Source organism: Gemmata sp. SH-PL17 (assembly GCF_001610855.1).
Classification (GTDB): domain Bacteria; phylum Planctomycetota; class Planctomycetia; order Gemmatales; family Gemmataceae; genus Gemmata; species Gemmata massiliana.
In genome coordinates this window covers 3,239,237-3,258,629 of sequence record NZ_CP011271.1, presented here as the reverse complement: position 1 = coordinate 3,258,629, position 19,393 = coordinate 3,239,237, and the positions used below count along the sequence as shown (strand labels likewise).

At 62.9% G+C, this 19,393-nt stretch carries 22 protein-coding genes; 1 reads left to right on the top strand and 21 read right to left on the bottom strand.

Features of this window, described 5'->3' with window-relative positions; translation table 11 throughout:
• Nucleotides 1-2 precede the first annotated feature (2 nt).
• The 8 genes from VT84_RS13555 to VT84_RS13525 form a co-directional block, all read right to left on the bottom strand.
• Nucleotides 3-476 carry a hypothetical protein gene (locus VT84_RS13555; RefSeq protein WP_082839922.1) on the bottom strand — a complete coding sequence of 158 codons (474 nt, stop codon included), beginning with the start codon at nt 474-476 and terminating at the stop codon, nt 3-5.
• 63 nt (nt 477-539) lie between these two features.
• A complete protein-coding gene (locus VT84_RS13550) occupies nt 540-1,805 on the bottom strand; it encodes a phage major capsid protein (RefSeq protein ID WP_082839921.1) in 1,266 nt (421 codons plus the stop codon).
• A gap of 35 nt (nt 1,806-1,840) precedes the next feature.
• On the bottom strand, nt 1,841-3,547 hold the full coding sequence (locus VT84_RS13545) for a hypothetical protein (RefSeq protein ID WP_082839920.1): 1,707 nt from the start codon (nt 3,545-3,547) through the stop codon (nt 1,841-1,843).
• A gap of 116 nt (nt 3,548-3,663) precedes the next feature.
• On the bottom strand, nt 3,664-3,870 hold the full coding sequence (locus VT84_RS13540) for a hypothetical protein (protein ID WP_082839299.1): 207 nt from the start codon (nt 3,868-3,870) through the stop codon (nt 3,664-3,666).
• A gap of 71 nt (nt 3,871-3,941) precedes the next feature.
• Nucleotides 3,942-4,307, bottom strand: a complete 366-nt coding sequence (locus tag VT84_RS13535; RefSeq protein ID WP_082839300.1) for a hypothetical protein — start codon at nt 4,305-4,307, stop codon at nt 3,942-3,944.
• A 64-nt stretch (nt 4,308-4,371) separates the two neighbouring features.
• The gene (locus VT84_RS38490; protein ID WP_157469354.1) at nt 4,372-4,545 is read right to left on the bottom strand and encodes a hypothetical protein; all 174 of its coding nucleotides are present in this window, start codon (nt 4,543-4,545) and stop codon (nt 4,372-4,374) included.
• An 86-nt stretch (nt 4,546-4,631) separates the two neighbouring features.
• Nucleotides 4,632-4,814: a hypothetical protein gene (locus VT84_RS13530; RefSeq protein ID WP_082839301.1), complete on the bottom strand. Its 183-nt coding sequence runs from the start codon at nt 4,812-4,814 to the stop codon at nt 4,632-4,634.
• Nucleotides 4,815-4,905: 91 nt separating this feature from the next.
• Nucleotides 4,906-5,142 carry a hypothetical protein gene (locus VT84_RS13525; protein WP_082839302.1) on the bottom strand — a complete coding sequence of 79 codons (237 nt, stop codon included), beginning with the start codon at nt 5,140-5,142 and terminating at the stop codon, nt 4,906-4,908.
• A gap of 133 nt (nt 5,143-5,275) precedes the next feature.
• Between VT84_RS13525 and VT84_RS13520 the strand changes: the two genes are divergently transcribed.
• Nucleotides 5,276-5,545 carry a hypothetical protein gene (locus VT84_RS13520; protein ID WP_082839919.1) on the top strand — a complete coding sequence of 90 codons (270 nt, stop codon included), beginning with the start codon at nt 5,276-5,278 and terminating at the stop codon, nt 5,543-5,545.
• A 39-nt stretch (nt 5,546-5,584) separates the two neighbouring features.
• Here VT84_RS13520 and VT84_RS13515 read toward each other — a convergent pair whose 3' ends face one another.
• The 13 genes from VT84_RS13515 to VT84_RS13455 all read right to left on the bottom strand — a co-directional run bounded on the left by VT84_RS13515 (nt 5,585) and on the right by VT84_RS13455 (nt 19,126).
• On the bottom strand, nt 5,585-9,028 hold the full coding sequence (locus VT84_RS13515) for a hypothetical protein (RefSeq protein WP_082839918.1): 3,444 nt from the start codon (nt 9,026-9,028) through the stop codon (nt 5,585-5,587).
• Entirely contained in the window at nt 9,028-9,627 is a 600-nt protein-coding gene (locus VT84_RS13510) for a hypothetical protein (RefSeq protein ID WP_082839917.1), read from the bottom strand. Before VT84_RS13510 ends, VT84_RS13515 begins: the two co-directional genes overlap by 1 nt.
• Before the next feature lie 4 nt (nt 9,628-9,631).
• Entirely contained in the window at nt 9,632-12,145 is a 2,514-nt protein-coding gene (locus tag VT84_RS13505; protein WP_082839916.1) for a phage portal protein, read from the bottom strand.
• A gap of 38 nt (nt 12,146-12,183) precedes the next feature.
• The gene (locus VT84_RS13500; protein ID WP_082839915.1) at nt 12,184-12,816 is read right to left on the bottom strand and encodes a TIGR02996 domain-containing protein; all 633 of its coding nucleotides are present in this window, start codon (nt 12,814-12,816) and stop codon (nt 12,184-12,186) included.
• 198 nt (nt 12,817-13,014) lie between these two features.
• Nucleotides 13,015-14,475, bottom strand: coding sequence for a hypothetical protein (locus VT84_RS13495; protein ID WP_082839914.1), 1,461 nt, complete (start codon nt 14,473-14,475; stop codon nt 13,015-13,017).
• Nucleotides 14,414-15,058: a terminase small subunit gene (locus tag VT84_RS13490; RefSeq protein ID WP_082839913.1), complete on the bottom strand. Its 645-nt coding sequence runs from the start codon at nt 15,056-15,058 to the stop codon at nt 14,414-14,416. The genes VT84_RS13495 and VT84_RS13490 overlap by 62 nt, the downstream gene beginning before the upstream one ends.
• Before the next feature lie 40 nt (nt 15,059-15,098).
• Nucleotides 15,099-15,293, bottom strand: a complete 195-nt coding sequence (locus tag VT84_RS13485) for a hypothetical protein (protein WP_082839912.1) — start codon at nt 15,291-15,293, stop codon at nt 15,099-15,101.
• A 177-nt stretch (nt 15,294-15,470) separates the two neighbouring features.
• Nucleotides 15,471-16,487: a hypothetical protein gene (locus tag VT84_RS13480; protein ID WP_157469486.1), complete on the bottom strand. Its 1,017-nt coding sequence runs from the start codon at nt 16,485-16,487 to the stop codon at nt 15,471-15,473.
• A gap of 137 nt (nt 16,488-16,624) precedes the next feature.
• The gene (locus VT84_RS13475) at nt 16,625-17,134 is read right to left on the bottom strand and encodes a hypothetical protein (protein ID WP_082839910.1); all 510 of its coding nucleotides are present in this window, start codon (nt 17,132-17,134) and stop codon (nt 16,625-16,627) included.
• 4 nt (nt 17,135-17,138) lie between these two features.
• On the bottom strand, nt 17,139-17,498 hold the full coding sequence (locus tag VT84_RS13470; RefSeq protein ID WP_082839909.1) for a DUF4326 domain-containing protein: 360 nt from the start codon (nt 17,496-17,498) through the stop codon (nt 17,139-17,141).
• Nucleotide 17,499: 1 nt separating this feature from the next.
• Nucleotides 17,500-18,108 (bottom strand): hypothetical protein, encoded by a 609-nt coding sequence (locus VT84_RS13465; RefSeq protein WP_082839908.1) that lies wholly within the window; start codon nt 18,106-18,108, stop codon nt 17,500-17,502.
• The gene (locus VT84_RS13460; RefSeq protein ID WP_082839907.1) at nt 18,108-18,842 is read right to left on the bottom strand and encodes a TIGR02996 domain-containing protein; all 735 of its coding nucleotides are present in this window, start codon (nt 18,840-18,842) and stop codon (nt 18,108-18,110) included. The genes VT84_RS13465 and VT84_RS13460 overlap by 1 nt, the downstream gene beginning before the upstream one ends.
• A complete protein-coding gene (locus VT84_RS13455; RefSeq protein ID WP_082839906.1) occupies nt 18,839-19,126 on the bottom strand; it encodes a hypothetical protein in 288 nt (95 codons plus the stop codon). The genes VT84_RS13460 and VT84_RS13455 overlap by 4 nt, the downstream gene beginning before the upstream one ends.
• Nucleotides 19,127-19,393: the final 267 nt, after the last annotated feature.

The following is a 19,393-nucleotide window of genomic DNA, read 5'->3' as shown; positions in this document are numbered from 1 at the left end:
CGTTAGCTGATGACGTTGGTCGTGAGGTCTTTCTGCGGGAACTTCGGGCGGAGCCGCAGGTACGTGACCACGGCCTCGTCGCCCGAGTTCGAGCAAGTGAGCCGGGCCGCCACGTGCGTGAGCGTGAGCCCCGCCGCGTCCCCGACCTCCTTCACCTGTGACGCCTGGCACTCCACGAACACGAAGTCGCCGACCGCGTCCGCCGCGACCGTGCCGCTGTCCACGACCACCGTCGGGTTCGCCCCGGTGGAGTCGGTGCAGCCGACGATTTCGACTTTCGTGATACCGGACGATGAGGCGGACACGCTCGTCATCGCGGCAACGCCGAACCACTCGTAGAGCGCGAGCGGCACGACCCGCTTCGTGGTGCCCCCGTCCGGGCTGGTGATGACCGCCGACGTGCTCCCCGGGTCGTGGTCGTAACTGAGCAGCGCCATGTTGCTGGCGATGTGCTGCGTGGTAACCGCTGATGCCATCGGGAACCTCGTGTCTGGGTGTAAGCGGGGAGAAACGCGGGGCGGTTGCGCCCCGCGGGGTTATCAGCGGGCTTCGAGCACGACGAACGGCGAGAGTTTGTTCGCGGAGTACGTCGGGGTGAGGGCCACCTTCCACCACGGCATGCCCGCGTTCCGCATGTAGAATTTGAACGCGCGCTCGTGGTTCACGAACCGCACGTGGATACTCTCTTCGGACTGCATGGGCTGGAACGTGCCCTCGAGGTACTCTTCCCAGTTCGAGAGGATGAGGTCGCCCGAGTCGCCCAGGGTCTTCGCGTACTCGGTGAAGAACAGCGGGCGCCCGAGCAACATGTCGGGGTGATCTTCCCGTGCGGACGGCTGCCACATCGGTTGCCCGCCGGTGCCCACCGCCTGGTTGAGCAGCATGAGTTGCGGCATGGTGTCGTGGTTCGCGAGCCAGACCGCTTTGCTGTACCCCCAGCACCGGGCACGCATGTTGAGCACGTTCTCGTAGCGGATGGTGTCGGCCAGCTGGCCGCTCTCCTTCGACACGACCACGGTCGGTCCGAGGCTCCCCGAATCGAGCGCGGTCAGGATGCCGAGGAACTCACCCACCCCGGTCCCGTAAAGCCGCTCTTTGATGAGGTGGTAGGTGAACTGGTCGTTGAACCCGGCGCTCAGCAGTGCGGTAAACGTCACCGGTGAATCGCGGAGCAGGTTTTCACTCGCGTAGCTCAGCCCGAACAGATCGTGCGCTTCGAGCACCACTTGCTCGAACTGCATCTGGCTCGCGGTCGCGGCCACGGTGTCCGGGCGCCGCGTGACCGTGAGCCCGCCCGACACGCTCGTGGTGTGGTTCTTGTCGGTGCGCGCGTTGATTTTCACAATCGCGCTGCCCATCGGCACCTTGCGAGTGCGCGACCCGATGGGGTCGTTTTCCGGGTCGATTTTCAGGAAGTCGGGGCTGTACGTGGTCGGCAGCAGGAACCCGCCGTAGGGGTCCGAGTTCGTGCGCGCCTCGTCCGAGCCGACCGCCTTGAGGATGAACTCGCTTTCGGCTTTACCGACGTTCCCGGACCACAGCGGCAACAGCCGCCGGTCCATGTTCACGCCGGGGTTGTTGGTCGCCTTCATGACGGCGCTTAAGAACTCGGCGTGGTTCTTGAACCCGTATGGGTCCGCGTTCGGGTCGCGCACTTGCGCGGGCAGCGACTTGGTGATGGCGTCCGCGATGAGCCGGGTGTGCTCCGCGGGTTCCATCGCGCCTTTTTTGATGACCTCTTGGGCCCTGCGCAGTTCCTCCTTAGCGTTCCGGAGTTCCTGCTTAACTTCATCGAGTGCCGACATCGGATTGCTCCGGGGTTAAGGGGCAGTAATTTGGCTCACGTGTAGTTGCGGCGAGTTTGCTTCAAATGACGGCGAGCTTTCGACACGTCCGCGAGCAACTCTTGCAGTTCGGCGTCTTCCTCTTCCGGTTCTGGCGTGACCACCGGCGTCGCCTTCTTGGTCGCCTGCGCCGCGGCAATCGCCTGTTGCTGTGCCGCCTCGATTCCGTCGGTGACTTCGCGGAGGCTGTACCGCCGGGGCGCCACGGCCTTGAGCACCTCGCGGTACTGCGGCGGAACCGCCTTGAGCGTGCCCTCGTCGTCGCGGGACATGTCCGTGGGCTTCTTCGGCTTCTTTTTCTTGACGGGCGGCTTCTCGTCGCCCTCGGTGTCGGTGTCGTCGGCGCCCGTTTCTTCGAGTTCCGAATCGTCACCGTCTTCGCTGTCGTCGTCCTCGAAGTCGTCCCCCATCTCCCCGCCGTCGCTGTCGAGCGTGGCGTGGTGCTTGTCCGCCATGCCCTTCATCTCTTGTGCGAAAGCGAGGATCTTCTGCTTCGCCTCGCGTCCGAACTTGCGCAACTGCGGCGAATCCGACGTCTGCATGTCTGATTCGAGCTGGTCCGCGATGCCCACGGCACCCTGTGCGGCGCTGTACAGCGCGCTGATACCGCCCAGTGCGGGACCGCTCGCGTCCTGACCCGTCGCGTCGTCGCCCATCGCGTTCGGGTCATCGGTGGGCGTGGGGTCGTATTTGGTCGCCGTTTGGTCCTGGGGTTGCGGCATGGCTTTGTTCCCGAAGAATTTGCTGAAACTCTTTCGCTTGGCTTCAGCCTGCTCGAGCGTGTCGCCGCTGTAACTCTTGATGACCTTGCCGTGCCCACCATCGAGCAGCACTGGCGTGCCGTCCGTCAGTCGTTCCCACGTGTGCCCGTTTTTGCACCAGCGGTCATTCCGGATGCAACGGCATGTGGCTTTTGCTGCTTCTCCGCACTCCGGGCACGAATCCTGCGAGTAGGGGCCGTGAAAGGGCTGGTGCGACTTCGCGATAGAGGAAGGCACTTCCGCACCACTTACAGCAACTACCGTTTTGGACGGCGTGTACCGGGCGAGGCTCTTGAGGATGTGCGGATGCAATCGCTCGCCCTCAATCGTGCCGTCGCGCAGCACCTTGAGCAGCGGTTCCAATTGCGGGGGCAGGCTCTTGAGAATGGTCTGGGCGCCCTGGCACACGGGCTCAGCGCAAATCGTGTATAGCCGCACCTTCGCGGCACCGAAGCGGAACGCCTTGCGGCGCTCGATCGGCGAGTCACCGAGCGCGATCGCCTTGGACCAGTCCGGCTCGAACTCCAGCGACACCGCGGGCAGCGCGCCCTTGCGCACCATCAGGTACACTTGGCGCTGTAATGGGTCGTCGCGGTCGAAATGCGTCGTGGCTACGGGCAGGAGTTGCTTGCCGTGGTTCGGCACGTCCAGCAGTGATTTGGTGACCGTGTACGTACCGCCCGGGCGCCCGAGTTTGGTGTGCGCCCAGCCGACCGTCTGACGGCCGACGTCCGGGTGCAGCCCGTGCTCGAGGTCGACACGGGGGTTGCGCTGGTGCGGGGTGAAGTCGAGCCCGTCCGCGACCACCTCGTCCCCGGCGCGGTCGGCACCGGGGTACGTGAGCACCGACACCACCGAGAACGAGTCGTCGGACGCGACCGCCTTGACGACGGTCTCGAACCGGGTGCGGTGAAGTTGTGCGGGGGTGGAGCGGCGTGCCATGCCCCGATAATGGGGCTAGCCGGGGGAACTTGCTTGGGGGAGATATGGGGTTCAATGACCACGTCCCGCGGGGATCGATCCCCGCGGGACGCTGCGTTTGTGCCCGTGGCGGCGAGTCAACCCGGGAGCGGACCGTCGAGGCGCGGGCAGTAGTCGTCCACTGGGGCGCCCATTACTGCGGGCTTGCCCGATCCTGGGTGCGGCTCGGGGTCGATTTCGCACCAGCGCGAGCCGTCCGGATCGATTCGGGTGGGGCGGTCCAACTCGATGGCGTAGGTGACGGCGGACGGCGACTCGTCGGGCCGCATGTATCGCACGATCATCGGTCGTTCTCCTCGGCAAGCGGCCCCACTCTACGCAGGTGCCGCGGTGTCAGTGACAGACTCGGTGGCGGTCAGTCGCGGATCTCAATCCCCACGACGTGGACGATGCAGGCCAGTGGCGCGTCGAGCAGCACCACGGTGCCCGCCGCCCGCGCGAACTCGATTGTGTCCCGATGCGCGCCCTTGACCCCGGTGATACCGGGCCAGCCGGCCATCCGCACCGCGTCCACAGCCGCGGTCAATTCGGTGTCGGTCCAGGTGGCCGACGTGAAGCACAGCAGCGCGCCCAGGCGACCGTTGAGCCGGATCGTCACCGGCTCCCCGTCGTTCGCGAGTGTGAGCCATTCGGCCGGCTCGCCCTCCGCGGTGAGTGAGGGCAGGTCGTCGGTGATGTACCGGTCGAGATTGACGAGCCGGTCGAGCAGTAGCGGACCCACGCGAGGCTCCTGTGTTGGGTGAGCGTGGCCCGTGGCGGCGAGTGCCACTGGCCGGGGTGTGGGGCTACTTCGACATCAGGGTCTTAACGCCGCGGTCGCTCAGCCACTTCTCGCACTGGGCGTAGGTGCCGCTGAATGCCTCGTGGTTGCTGTCAGCCTTGACCACCTTGCACAACCCATTTTCGCCCTTGCCGATGACCCGAATCTCATAACCGCATTCGCACTTGATCTGGTACATCGTCTCATCCCCCTTTGTCGCGGGCCGGTGTGACCTCGCGTGAGTGGTGCTGCCGGCTCCCCGATGCCGCTCAGCACCCGTGTGAATCAGCGATATTCCCACCGCACGCCCGATTCCGTCTTGCCGCTCCGTTGCCCACTCGTGATCTGCGATTCGATTTCGCCCTGATCGGGCACTTCGGCCCCGCCGCAGAAATTGCCGTGGCTGTCGATCTCGCACTGTTGTGTTTCGCTCAATTCGCCGCCCCACACTCGGATAAAGCCTTTCATCGTCGCTCCTCGGTTCGGTGTTTGGTATCTGCGTCGGCCTTGTGATGTAATATTACACCCGTGTGGCCACACGGTCAATACGAGTTGGCGGTTAATTTCCAAATTTCTCGGAATCGCTAGAAATCGCAGGGTTTTCACCGCCGCATATTTCGCGGTGCGTGCGATCTACTGCGTATCGCACACCCTCTGCCTGGCTCACGCTGCCGATGTGCGCCGCGATGTCCGCGATCTTCGCGAGGGTGTCATCCGTGAGGCGGTATTTGCTCGCCTTGGTCCCGCGGTCCGGGCGCCCCTGGGACGGCTTCTTTTTGCGTGGTTTTGGTGGCATGATCCCTCCGTAAATTGCCACTGTACCCACACGGTCGTGTGGGTACAACGTCGCCCGGAAAATAATCCCGCCTGATTTGTCGCACTTCGCCCGCGGCCCGGAACTCTCTGTGTACCCCACACAGGAGGCTCCCATGTCCGCACCCGATCCCGTCGCATTCCACCGGCTCGCCACCAATCCGCGTGTGCTCACCGGCTCGTTCTTCCTCGGCCACTACCTGCACGTATTCGCCGCACGTCGCCAGTGGGATGACGCGACCCTGGCCGCGTGGCTCGCGTGCGAGGTGGCGACGCTCGATCATCTGCGGCTGTGCCGGTCACTGCACACGGACGCGGATTACGATCTGGTGGCGACCAAATTCGGGGTGAGTGCGGAGCGACTGCGGGAAGTGATGCAGGGGTGAAAATGAAAACACCCTCGAGTATCGAGGGTGTTTTTACAATCAATTACTCTTTGTTTTGCTTTTCGAGCCGCTCCCACGCGGCATCAAGGGCCGCTTCGTCGTTGGGCGAAAGGTCGATTTCTTCGTGCCCTTTTTCTTCGCGCGTTCCTGCTGGTACGCGCTCAGAATTGCGAGGGACCGACTTCCCGGTGTCAGGTCGAACCTCGCTTTGTACAGGTCGCTTCCGTTTTCCTTCCACCAGTCTCTCCCCTCTTGAGTTGTCATCACATCGAGAACCGATTGCGCATCTGGAAACTTAGCCAGAACCTTTCGCCCGAGTGCAGTGGAGTCGTCTAAGCCTTGATTGTAACCGAATCGCGGCCACGTGTAATACCCGTTCATCGAACCGCCCGAACTGCCTGCGGCGTGCGTTGCGATGTAGTCAATACCTGATTCGGCTGCCGCCTCGACTTGTTTTGAAAAAATCTCAGCGCCAAGCCCTTCGCCTTGGTGCGCCGCCTTGATTTCAATAATCTCGTTCCGAATGAAACGCTTACCCTCGTGGTCTACCCCAACGAAGCGAAAGACGCGACCCATCTTGGGGTGATCCACTGAAATTCGCACGCCCTGCGCACCATCCGCGGGCATATCGTCAGAGAACAATTTTTGGTAATCACCCGCGTATGTTACTCGCACAGTTGCATCGTCGGGCATTCCGAGAGACGCGACTAGCGCAGCACGACCTGCTTCGGCGGACTTGGCACCAAAAATTGTGCTGATTAAGTGATCCGCTTGTTCCGTATCGACATTGCCCATCTCAAATTTCGCGGCGCTCTTGGCTTGCTTTTCCTCACCCAGAGTCACCTCGCGTTTGGTTGGCGGTGGTAGTTCTTTTAGGTCTACTGGCGCACCACCAGAAACATCGCTGTAGTCTGGTGAATCATCTTCGTCCTCGCCTCCCTCTTCTGGCTCGTGATGATTCTCTTCGGCATAAGCTTCACCGTCTCGCACGGCTTGGCGACGATCCAAGGTCCATTCACCATCTTCGTCGCGGCGGGTCGTCCAGCGGTAGCACTCGTGTTCGGTGCCGCCAAAGTCGAACGTGCCCTCTTCGAGCCGCACCGTTCGCTCGCTACCATCTTCAGTCGTGTAATTACCAATCGTTTCGCGATTGCCCCAATCCTGCCCGTTCACATCCTCGATATCGCTGTCTTCGGGGTCGCGCGTCTCTTCGTGGTTATTTCTCGCGTACTGCTTACCCTCGCGAATGGCGTCGTCACGCTCGGCAACCCACTCCCCTTCTTGTTCACGGTCATCATTTGAGTCGAACGAGATGAACCGATACACGGTCATTTCGTCTTCCCCGGGAGGGGTGTACCGCCCCTCCTCGACCCAGATTTCGTGCTTCTCGCCGTCCTCGTTAGACCACTGAGCAATGTTCCGGTCCGAATATGGAGTATTAGCACTGTTCACCGCGTCCTGGTCGATTTCGCCATCCCACTCCTCTTCTGGCTCCTGAGCACCTTCTACGTTTTCTTTCTCTTCCTCGGTCGCCTCCGCCATGACGTGTGCTGGGATGAATTCGCCGCCAGCATACTTTTTCCCGCCGATCGTCACACCACCTTTGGGGGCATGCGCGGCTGCTTTGCGGACAGCCTTTTGCTCGCTCGGCGGGAAGTGCGTCAGCAGCCCCGCAACTCGCGCCGCCAAGTCTTCCACCCGACCACGACTTTCGCCCACTCCCGCCGCCTCCAGCGATTTCGCGCACTCTCCCGCGATGCGCTCGAGGTGCTGGCGCTGCTCGGCGCGAAACTTCGCGCTCTCGCGCTCGGCTTGCTCCCGTGTGCCCTCGGTGCGGGCCACCAGTTCTTCAAGTCGTGCCTTGTGTTCGTCCACGGCACGGGCGTAGTCGTCCGCCTGCGCCGCAAGCGACTCGTGACCCGTCTCGGGAATCTCCTGCTCTGGGTCGCGTGCAAAGTGCAAGTCCCACGGCAGAATCGGGTGGCTCGGGAACTCGCTGTTCTGTGCCGCATCCAGTGCATCCGCGATACCCACCGTCGCCTCGTTGTCGCGCAACCCGTCAAACTCGCTGCGGAACAGCGTGTACTCGATTTCGCGGTTGAGCAGCTCGTCGGCGGTGTCGATGTCCTCGGTGCGCTGTACCTCGCGGAGCGCGTCGTTAATTTTGTCGTTGACCGCGTGCCACGCGGCGCGGTGCTGGTCGATCTGCTCGCGCAGTGCCGACTCGGTCTGGTCCGCCGACACACCCAGTGCGGCGTCACTCACCCGGCCGCTGTCGTCGAGCAGGTGGTGGACGCCATCGGGGAACAGCAGTGCCAGTTGTTTCAGCGTGCTGCGCTGAGCGTCGGTCAGGTTGTGCGTGGGCTTGTGCGCGCTGCCGGACCAGCGCCCAGCGTCGTCTCGCGGTTGGGCGGGGTTGAAGGCTTTCAGCTTGCCACGGTGCCGCTTGTGGTCGTCGTCGGTGTAGTAGGCTGCGTGCGCGTCCGGGTGGGATTCGCGGCGCGCGTGGTATCGGTCGCGGTCCCGGCGCGCGTGGTCGGCGTCGTGCTTCGCGTGCACCTCGGCGCGGAGTCGCTCGGTCTCCTCATCGTACTTCTCGCCGAACGATTCAAGGTCCGCGTCGCGCTGCGCCTCAAGTTCGTCATCCTCTTTCTGGCGCGCGTCGCTAATCCGCTGGTCTTCGGCTCGACGTGCCGCGTCTTGCTGGTCGCGGTACTCCTCGTGCCGGCTGGCGAACTCGCCGTCGTACTTTTCGTCAATCGCCTCGGTTGCCTTTTCGTACTCTTTTTCGGCTTTACTGAGACGCTGCTCGTGCCATTTTTCGAGGGCGTCTAACTGCTTGTAATATTCCGCGGGCGGGTCTTCTCCCGTTTCTTCGCTGTTGTCCAGTTTGAAGACTTCCTCTTCGCGCTGCTTGTACTCGCGGTCGATCGTCGCAAGCGCTTTGTCCCTCACTCGCCTCGCGGCAGTCGACTCGCTTTCGCGGTCCCGTGTGACTTCCCTGCGGATGCGCGCGAACGCCTTCTCGTCCTCGCGGACCCGCGCCCATTCGCGATTCTCGTCCTCGATTTGACGCTCTTTTACGATCCGCTTATCGTCGCTGCGCCAGCCTTCAACCGAGCGGTCTTGGGCGTCCTCGCGGTCGCGTTCGCGGGCTTTGTCGTGCTTCTGGTCGCGAGCCTCACGTTCCTGCTCTCGCCCCGACTCAATGGCGCTGTCTTCGTCGCTCCACTTGTCGTGAATCTCGCTGTGATCCGGCTCGTCCTCATCGCTCAACTCGAACAGCGGCGCCCGCTCCCCACTGGTGAACTGACCCGCGTTGTCCGGTTGCCCGCGCGGGTGCTTACGCTCGTCCCAGCCTTTGACGATGCGCAGCGTCTCCAGCGAGCCTTGTTCGCGCGCGGTATCGAGGGCACTGCGGAACAACGCCACCTCGTCACGCGACAGGTTGAGGGCTTTGCGGAGTTGCTTCAGGCTGCTCATCAGTCGCCCACCTTTACCAACTCGAAGTCAGGGGAAGCGAACATGAATTGCTTGCCCGCGATGTCACGGAAGCACGCAGCCAACTGGTCTTGGTCTACTTCGTGTTTACCCCACACCTCGTATGCACCGCCCCCAGAGACGACCGTGCCCGCGAAATGTGTGTATTCGTCCGGCTCGTCTGCGGCCTCATGATCCTGCCCGTCTCCTGGGTCATACGAGTCGGGGGCATCGGATTCGCCGCCCGTTGCTACGGCACCGCGATCGCCGGGGCGGTAGCCGCAGTCGGAGCAAGGCTTCGCAACATGTGGGAACAATCCGTTCGCAATGTCCGCTTTCAGAGCACGTCTCACTTCCTCAATTGATGCCTGTTCGGACTCACTCGGCTGCAACCGGTACTCGCACTGCTCAAAAGGCAACACAACCGCCGAGTGGTGCCGGCTGATTAGCGGGTGGTCGGGACCGATGGATTCCTGGCGAACGAGATAGCCCGTCGGCTTGCCCTTCTCGTCGAATGCGAGCGAACACGCATCGAACCGTACGGTGTAGCTAATCTTCGCGGTTCCGCTCGTGGGCGGTGTCCATACCAAAATCTGCATCATCCCATCACCCCTTCTGAGTTAGTTTCGCCACCAGCGCCGCGAACTCCGGGCGCACGCCCTTCCTGACCCGCGCGCCTTGCGGTCGCTCAGGCAGGCTGCCCTTGCCCGCGGGGTTGCTCGGTTTCGGTGGCGCGCCTGACGTCGGACCTTTCGGCTTCGCGGACAGCTTCGCGGTCTTCCCGGTCTGCTTGTCGCGAATGGTCACGTTCGGCATCGCGCCGCCGTTCTTCGCCGCGTGTGCCGCCGTCGCTCGAATCGCGCTAACGAGCAGCGCGTGGGCGCGTTCGCGCGTAATGCCGAAGTGCTGGGCAACGCGGTCGGCGTGGCGGTTTGCTTGCGTCGCCGCCCATTGGTCTGCGGTAGAGATCGTCTGTTGAGCCTGTGGCGTGGTCGCCTGCACCTTCTGCGCGGCGCGCTGGTACACCACATCCGGCAGCACGCCGCCCGCCGCGACGAACCGCTGCAAGCCCGCGCCGTCGCGGATTGTGTGCCCCTGAACGGGGCCGTTGCCCGCGGTGAACAGCCGCACCGCGGGCTGCCCATTGAGCAGCGCCGACGCGAGGCGGTCGTGGTTCGCGGGTGCGGGTGGCGATACGGGTTGCGCGACTGCGTTCGCTTCGGGGCGGCCTAGCTTCGCCTGTGCCCGGTTCGACCGCTTCGTTGCCGCGGCGAGTTGTTGGCGCAATTGCTCGATGTGCGATTGCTTGGCGTCGTGCCGCTTCATCGCGTCGGTAAGAGCGGCACGAACCTTGTCGAGTTGGTTCTGCGCGCCGCGCCGTTCGCGAGCAAAGTGGCGGTCGTCACTGTCGCGGTCGCCCTCGTTCGCGTAAGTCGCACCGTCGTGCCGCGACGGGTACCGCCCGTCAGCGCCCGCCGGGTGCGGAGCGAGGATGATTTTGCCGTTGCGCTTCGTGTATTTGAGCCCGTCATTGCCGGTCCATACCTGCCCCTCTTGCCGCTTCTGTCGCATCGCCTTTTGCACGCTGTCGTCGCCTTGGTCGTCCTGCGGCACACCGAGCGTCTCCAGCGCCGCCGCGGTCACGGCGTTCTGCGTCTCGTCGCCCTGGTCGTCTGCGGGCCGGTCTTCTGCCCCCTCCGCATCTGGCAGGGTGGCGCCGTCCACGTCGTTCGGCATGCCTGGCTGCTGCACCGACTCCGGGAACTCTTCGCCCTGAATCTTCTGCACGAACAGCGGGGGCGGGAGGTCGCCGTACCGCACGGGCTTGAGGTCCGCGAACTGCCTTACCTCGTTCGTGAGCATCACGCCCATTTGCGCGAGTTGCAGCACGAGTTGTTGTTTCGCCTCGTCGTTGCGAGGCTTCGGTACCTCGATTTTGATGCGGTACTCGCCGCGCCGCCGCGACCACGGCCAGGCGAGTGTGCGGGTGAAGAAGTCGCTCCACCGCCGGGCTAGTTGCGAGAGCCGGTAGTGGAACTGCGTCTGGGCCGCATAGAACTCCGCGTACCCCGTGGACGGATTCAGCCCGGTGATAGACGGCGGGGTGCCGAACGCGGCGAGAACGAACTTGACCGCCTGTTCCCACGACTGCGCGTAGTCCATCTCGCGGGGTGATTCGTTAAGCTGTTTGACGTCCAGCCCGTTCTTGCCGTCGGGCGTTCCGCTGACAACCGCGGTAATGCCCGCCTTGTCCGCGCCTGCGTACTTTTGCGTGAACTGCGCCGAGACCGCCTGAACCGCATCCTCGCCCATGCCCGGTGGCAACTGCACTAGCGTGCCGATGCGCGTGCCGTGCATGAACGCGGCGTGGCGGCTCTTGTCGATCGCCTCCATGATGTCGAACTGCACGCCGCACGCGGTCAGGCGCGAGTACCCATCGGTGCGGGTGAGCGGGTGCGGGGACTGCATCTTGCGCACTTCGGCGCCGGGCAGAATCGCACTGTACGCGACCCGGTTCGCCAACCCGCCGTAGGCCCACCCGGTCCCGTTCGGGTAATACGGCGTGACGCGCCACGAACCCTCCGGATATTGGAGGCTCGGCGCGCTGTTGACTTGCAATAGCGGCTCAACGAGCGGGTACAGCTCGACGGGTCGGTTGTGATTTTTGCCCGGGACGAACCAAAACGGTCCGTTGCCCGTGAGTCCCCACTGCATCGTCCCGTAACTGAGCAGCGAGCCGAACGTGTCGTGCTTGTTCGGACAGTTGATGAGTTCCGCGAGTGGGTGGTCGTGTACCGGTGCGTAGTCCTCGTCGCTACCAGCGCCGCCCGTTTCAGACAGCGCCTTGACGTAGCTGACGGCACCAGCGCCGAACGTGGTCCGGTCGCGGCGCTGTTGCTTCTCGCAGCACACGGCGGCCGACGCAATCGCTTCCTGCACCGCGTCGAGCGCGAGGAAGATGAGCCCGCGATAGTGGTTGGCTTGTTCGAGTCGGTTATCGGTCCACGAACCGGGCGGCGGGTGACGGACACTATACAAGTAGAGCGAGCCCTGCTGCAACTGCACGGGGTCGCGCTCGGGCTCGCGGTACGGCTCTGGGAATAGGCTGGTGCCTGCCATAGCCCCGATTTTGCGGGGCTATGGGGGAACTTGCGGGGCTATGTCGCTACAGATGGGGCCGCATCGCGAATGCGCCGAAGCATTTCGTTTAGTTCATCAAATCGCTCGACGCGAGACCCCGGCAACTCGAACTTGATGTCGGGCCATGCCCCCTCAAGAGCCGTGCTAGCATACCCCCGTGCGGTCCATCCGGAAAAACAAGGCACTTTCTGAGAGTATCGCCCGGGCAAATGGACGAAACGAGGCACATCCCCGCCCATGTACTCGAACTTAACCTCCGGCATCGTCGTCAGCCTCACCTCGCGCACGGGGTGCTGCGCGAGGATGGCGTCGGCGCGGGTGAGCCAATGATCCGCTGACCCGATAAACTTGAACACGAATCCGCGAGATACTTCACCGATTGGGGTTTGCCCATTGTACCACTGAAAATCAGACACCCAAGCGCCTTTAATCCGATCCCACGGTCGGGGGCCAAGAAACCACTTCTGCTGGTACTGTTCACACAAGTCCCTGACTCGAACACACATCGGGTCAGGACCGAGTTGGAGCCGAATAAACTCCGCCCGCTCGTGCTGCCCCTGTGCATCGAGTTCGTCGGCGTACATCAGGCGAGGCGTGTCCTCGTCCGGGTGCGCGAGTACCGCAGCGAGTAGGCGGTCAAGGTCGGTCATTGGGCATCCTCTTTGCCGCACTCTTCCACGCGAGATACGGCGTGTCCGCGTAATCACTCAGGGGCACGCCGCCCGGCAATACAACGTACCATCGCTTGGAATACTCGCAGCGAATGCAAGTCGCTGTGGGGTGCGCAGCGACAACCACGGAAATGTAGCCATGCAATCGGACCGCGTTCGCGCTCATCCCAGCACCCCCTACACAATCGCGACCACTGGTTGAGCCTGCACCCAGCACGCCAGCGCCACCGCGTCCCCCACGTCCGTAGATCGCCCGATACGCTCACGGATGTCTTCTTTTGATTCGACCGCGAGTCCGCCCACCTTCATCGAATACCGCGGGGCGGTCAGGTCTGCCATCAGCTCCGGGTCGGGCGGCAGTGCGAGTCGCGTTTCGGGCGGCCCGCCTTCCGGGTCGAGCAGACTACGCACGCGCCACATCATAGCAGCGCGCACGTTCATGAACTTCATTGCGGGAAACCGCGGGTCGCGCCAGTGAGAGGAGTTTGACACCACAATGGGATTAATGTTCTTCAGCCCCATCACCTTCGCGACGTCCACAGCGCTCTTGCCGATGCCGATAGCGTCAATGTTCGTCTGGCACTTCTGCTCGCCATCTTCGCCCCAACTTGTGCTCATGAGCAGTGCCACGATTGCCTGACCGTCCGGCGTGTCCTTGCCCTTGCGCTTCACGATGCGCCCTATGGTAGCGCCGCGCTCGGGTTCTTTTTCGCCGTGCCGAACCGCAATCGCGGTCTGGTCCGCACCCATCATCGCGACGTCTACGCCCAGCGAGCGGAGCGTACCGGGCTTGTCCTTTCGCGCTAGCCACCTCTTGTTCGCTTCGTGAACCCATTTGGTCGGCACGAGTTGCCACCGATCGTCCTGGCGCGACGCCATCATGTCGCCGTGCCGGAGCATCGACCGCAACGGCTCGGGCATCGATTCGAGCGTCGCCGCGTAACCCGTCCGCATCAGGTCGGGATTGTCCTCGAGCCGCGCGGGGATGAATGTGCGGCTGCGCGGCGTGTACGCGACATCCTTGTGAATTATGGTCGCGCCCGTCTCGCACTCGATTTCTTCGCCCGCAATGGTCGTGTACCAGCGCAGTTCGCCCGGCTTGGCGGGCCGCTCGGCGCCGGGCATCCACGCGCGCCACCGACGCAGCACCCACTCACCTTCAGGGTCGGTGGGCGGGTTTCCAGGGCATACTACGCGGCACCGCTGGTCGGGGTTCTTACGCGGGTCGAGCGGGCGGTTCCATCCGATAATGAACGTGTACTGCGACTCCGCGAAGTGCGGGAGTTCGTCGAACACAATCAGGTCGTGCGGGTTACCTTGGTACTTGCTCTCGTCGCCGATGTGTTCGCACCCGCCTACTTCGACCGTGCGACCATCTGTGGTACGCAACTCGCCCCCACTGCCGTTCCACTTCCATGAGCCACAGTTGAGGCCTTTGATGGCTTTGGAGAGCGATTTGGCATCCACCGCGCGGCGCCGCAAGATGAGCGAATCGCGGTGCGCGGTGATTGCGAGACCGATCGCGAGCTGCGTTTTGCCACCGCCTGCCGCACCGCCATAATACAACTCGTCCGCGTCACTCAGGTACGCAAGGCTCTGTGGTCCCGGGTTCGGCGCCCACGGCGTCTGGGACCGCACCGCCTCCAGATCCTCCAACGTCAGCGCCTCGAGTACCGATGCTGGCAAGGATTCGCGTAGCCAGTTCAACTGACACCCCCGAACCTTTCGTTTCGCCCGGCAACACACCGTGCAAGTGTTCGTGCAACTTCGCTAACGGACCTTCCTTCGCGTGCAGTTCAATTTCCGCCCGGTACTCAACGGTAAGTTCCTGCGAGTCGCCGCGCCCGGTCAGTTTTTCGGTGCGTGTGATTTTGACCTTCTTGACCGCCCGAAGCGCGCTTCGGGGTACACCCGGGCGAGTCGTGATGCGCCCCTTGTCAGTCAACTCGTAGTCATCGAGGTCAGACTTACCGAGAATCGCCCATTCCCGAATGACGTCGGGAATCTCCATCTTCAAACGCTTCGCTTGTACACGAAATACGTGTTTAACGGCGTTGCGGATTTGAGGGTTTTTGAGGAGCGCGCGCGCGGCTTGAGCAGCAGCAAAATAGCTATCTGACAGACCGGCAGCGAGGGCAGCGCGAACTTGGTTCTTGTCCTTCGCGTACTCCTCGATGAACCGCTGCTGCTGAGGTGTCAGGGCTGGAACGGGCTCAGACATACACGCCTATCTTCTCACCCACCGGGGTAACTTGGCACCCTCACCCGTGCCCATCTTGTGCGGCAATGCTCATCACCCAGAACACGACCTGACACGGCCAGCCGTTGTCCACGTCCACTTGCGGCCAGCGCTCGCGTGCCCACAGTCGCACGGCCTCATCGTCGGCGAACAGGTCGGTAGACGCGAGGGTGTAGGCTCGGACGGCGGCAGCGTATACGTGGGCGGGAACGGTCATTCCTTGGCCTCGTGCGATACCTCAGCGGTATCTATTATTGTTTGTGCGACCGCCTCAGCGTCCTTCCGTCGGCACCCGCTACACAACTCGGAGTAGACGATGGCCCAACCCAACCATCTGTACCCACACCGCATGCAGTGGCGCCACACGATACTTTTGTCCTCATAATCGGTTCGTCTACATTTCATCGCTACCACCTCCCGTGCGACGTGCGACGTGCGCTCTGAGTACCTGGGCGACGGCGCGGGACAGTGCGGCGGTGGCGAGGTCGCGGGTGGGCTCAGCTACAAATCTTTCGTCTACCACATACCGTCCGTTCGCGGCTCTACCGCCGTGCGGCTCTTGTGGTAGTGCAGCGAAAATTACAGATGGGAGTTGGCAATCTGAAGGAACAGAAAGATTGGGTCGCAATCGGTCCGCGTTGAACCAAGCGTGCCCGTAACCGATGTGGTACGGCACCCGGTCCGTCAGTACCACCCCCGTCACCGGGAACGCCCGCACCCACGCCATCGCCCGCGGGGTCGGGTGCCAGTCGCCGGGCGATTGCAACTCGCTGGAGCCGCACCTCGGGCACGTATCGGACATCAGATTCGGTTCGCTGTCACCGCACTGTCCGCACTTGAATCGTCGCCGCTTGAACACCTCCGCCAGCGTCGCGTACACCGTCGTGATGTGCCCGCGGACGAAGTCGACGCGGTGGCGCCAGTGTTCGCCGGTGTTGAGCACCTGCGACGGAAGTGGTGGTAGCAATAGACCACCGACATCGCCCGTGCCACCGCATGTGAGGCAGAGACTGGAGGTGTGCGCCTTCCAATCCTCGCAGCTCCCTTCACCACCACACGCCTCGCACACCCCGATTCGCCGCCACTCGTGCTCGTGGGCGGCGAGTAGTTCGCGTTCACGGTGCTCGAAGAACTGGAGGTCTTGGCACTCATTGCAGTGCGGTAGAGCTTGCGACCCTATGCCGTTGCGTCTCCGGAGACCGTTTACGACCTCGCATGCGTCGCCGTGCCCGGCTGCTTTCAGTGCTGGGATAGCTTCCTGACATCGCACAAAAGCCAACCTCGCCCGTGCATCCTCGTCGCCCTCGTCGGCGATCTCCTGGAGCCCGTCCTTGTACTGCTCGCGCGGCACCGGCTCGTCCGGGTGCGCGGCGATTGCGGCGGACAGCGCCGCGAGTGTGGGGTCAGTCATCGTATTTGCCTCCATGTCGCACAGTTTCGCCGCCATTGCGAGAACGCCACCCCAAACGCCCCGACGTAGTCTCAATCAGTTCGTGCGCCATCAGTACGCAGCGGATGGCGTTAGCGGGCAACGCGCGGATGCGCCGGTTATGCTGCCTGTATCTGGATGCGGACGCCCACAGGTCCACCGGGCTTTTGGTCGTAGACCCACTGCACAGGTCCGCGTGGCCCGTCGTCGACACCAAGGAACATTGCAACAGTATCTTGAACGTACTTCATTGCAGCCACTACGTTCGCGTAGTCCATCTCGCGTCCGCCCACGCGCGTCAGCGTGCAGATGACCCGGTGACCCGCCTGAGCCGATTCCGCGAAAGGCGACAGCGCGCGTAGGGTGCGAGACAGCGCCTGCGAGGTAACGCGGCGCTCGTGACCGGCCCGCCCAATTTTCGCCCGCATCCCCCGCGCGTTGTCCCCCGCGACCACGTGAAGTGGGACCAGCCATCGCGAGTACCGCACCCCATCGCGGCTCCCGTGTTCGTGCTCGGGTGCAACGAGGTCGGGTTTCTCACGCTTCGCTTTCGGTACCGCAGCGCAGCCGGTGATGAGACCCCGCGACAGGGCTTGCTGGATAGCCGGGTGCTCGGGTGAGATGCCCACGGTGTTACTCCCTGTTAGCCATCTCCAACAACACGTCCGCGTGACACGGCGAACCTTCCGGGCACCAGCACGCCAAGTCCCTACCCTTGAGTTCGGGCAGGTGCTTCAGCAATTCATCGCGACGACTCTTGAGGCGAACGAGAATCTCGCTCTCGCGGCAAATGGGAAGGCTTTGGTCGCGTGTGAGCCACGCCCGAAACTCGTTGACGCAAATCTCCGCGGCACCCTCTGGAGTAAACAGTCCGCTTGCGGTGGCATCCTTGAGGGACCACGGGTTCCCGAATACCGTCGGTCTGGCGACGACGACACACTCAGGCGGTTTCTTCCAACCCTTGGTTCGCTTGAGTTGAACCCGCTTCGGCATCTCACTCGCCCTCCGTCTTCGGCTCGATCGCCGCGAGCAGTTCGGCTGCTATGAACGGGCGCCGAATGTCGGTCCAAATCGCGTCGCGTATCTCGCACCAAGCCCGCTTATCGTGGACCGGTAAACCGTACTGGTCTCCAGCGTCGCCGTAGAAACTTGCGATTTCATTTACGCTTTCGATAATGCCACCAACGTCAATCTTGCCCACGCACTCCCGCAACCGGTCCCGCTCGCCGATGAGCACATCCAATCGCCCACCAATCCGGCACCCCTCTGCCTTGTGCGACGACTCAGGGTCAGTCGGCACGCCGGCGGCATCAAGACGGCTGTGGACGTAGTCCTTGAACCGCTGGAGCTTGGCGACCTGCTCGCGGAGAGAGTTAATTTCGTTAACCTCCTCTCTCCATTTGGGGTGCAGGCTATCCATCTCGCACCAGCCAAACCCGCCACGCTCCGCGAGCCGCTCAAGGGACTGGCTTGACCCGTACAAGCGGGTGTACTCGCCGTAAGCCACTTCAGCCACACTCCACGGAATCTGTCGCGGACCGGCCGGCGCCGTGCGACTGGTTTGCAGCGGGAACATCCGTTCTTTCTTAATCACTTCAGCCATCACACCACCTCCCGTGTCGCCGGTGCCCACGCGGGCAGACCGGCTTGGTTGCGAGCCCATGCGACTAGCGCGTCGCTCAGGGCCGCTAGCCCTTCGTGTTCTGTCTTGAACTCCAAAATGCTGCCTTCGGTCACTTCGTGTTGCGGGTGCTGCTCTTTGATTTTGTCGTACACGAAATCGGGGAGGACATAGGACCAAACGACAGCGGGGCTCCCAAACATCGATTCTCGGCACCAATCAAATGTGTCGCGTTGACCGGCGTAGGCTGGCGACTCGGCACTTCCTGGAGTCTCGTCGGGCCTCTTATCCGTCAGCACCACCCGCGTCACAGGCTGCCGCCGGAACAGGTCCGCCGCGAACCCTTTCGCGATGAACGACGCACAGGGGAGGTGGATTTCGGAGACGAAGCCGCGGGACAGTTTCACATTGAACACAGTGCGGTCGCTCGTCTCGTCGTAAGGCCTCTGGTACGCCACACACTCTATTTGCGGGTTCCACCCACACAGGCGCCATTCAGATACTGCAAACGGGTGTAGCTTTTGCTGGTGCGTCGTGGGGCTGATTGACTCCGACTCGGCTAACCAGTCCGGTGCAACACCGGCAATTTGAAGGCGGATGAACTCCGCCCGCTCCGGCTCCCCGTGCTCATCAAGCCAGTCGGCAAACACAAGCCTGTGCGAGTCTTCATCCGGCTCGGCACAGATGCGAGCGATGAAAGCATCGCGTTCGCTCATGCGGCACCCACCTTTCGGTTCGATAGCCGCCTGAGTTTCTTCAGCGTGCGCCCGTCGTTCAGCAGCACCAATTGCGGCTGTGATATCTTGGCGACGTGGTCGATGTGGACCGCGAGGCAGTGTTCGGGGCACCGCGTCTGCTCGCCGCGCGCCTCTTCCTCCGTGAACCGGCCGGCGTGGAGCAGACTCGACGTGTAGCCGGCGGACGCGGTGCGGTACCACTTGAACCAGTCGCCTTTCGACCACTTCAGACTGAGAATCAGCCAGTCGCGATTGTCGCTCATGCCGCCTCCGTGTGTGTGCCCGCGACCCGCGATTGGATGCGAGCCCGCTGGTCCAATTCCGCTTCCGTGGGCCATCGACCGAACACCGACCGGGCGAGCCGCTCCCGGTCGTGTTCGACAATTGCTTTGAGAAGCATGCGGGCGTGAATTACGGCCGCCGCTTCGCCATTCGATTGCGCGACTCCCCAACAGTCAAAGAGGAGCGCACGAACGCTCTCGCAGTCGCGAACGGCTCGTATCTGGATGAACAAGTCTTTGAGCGCATCC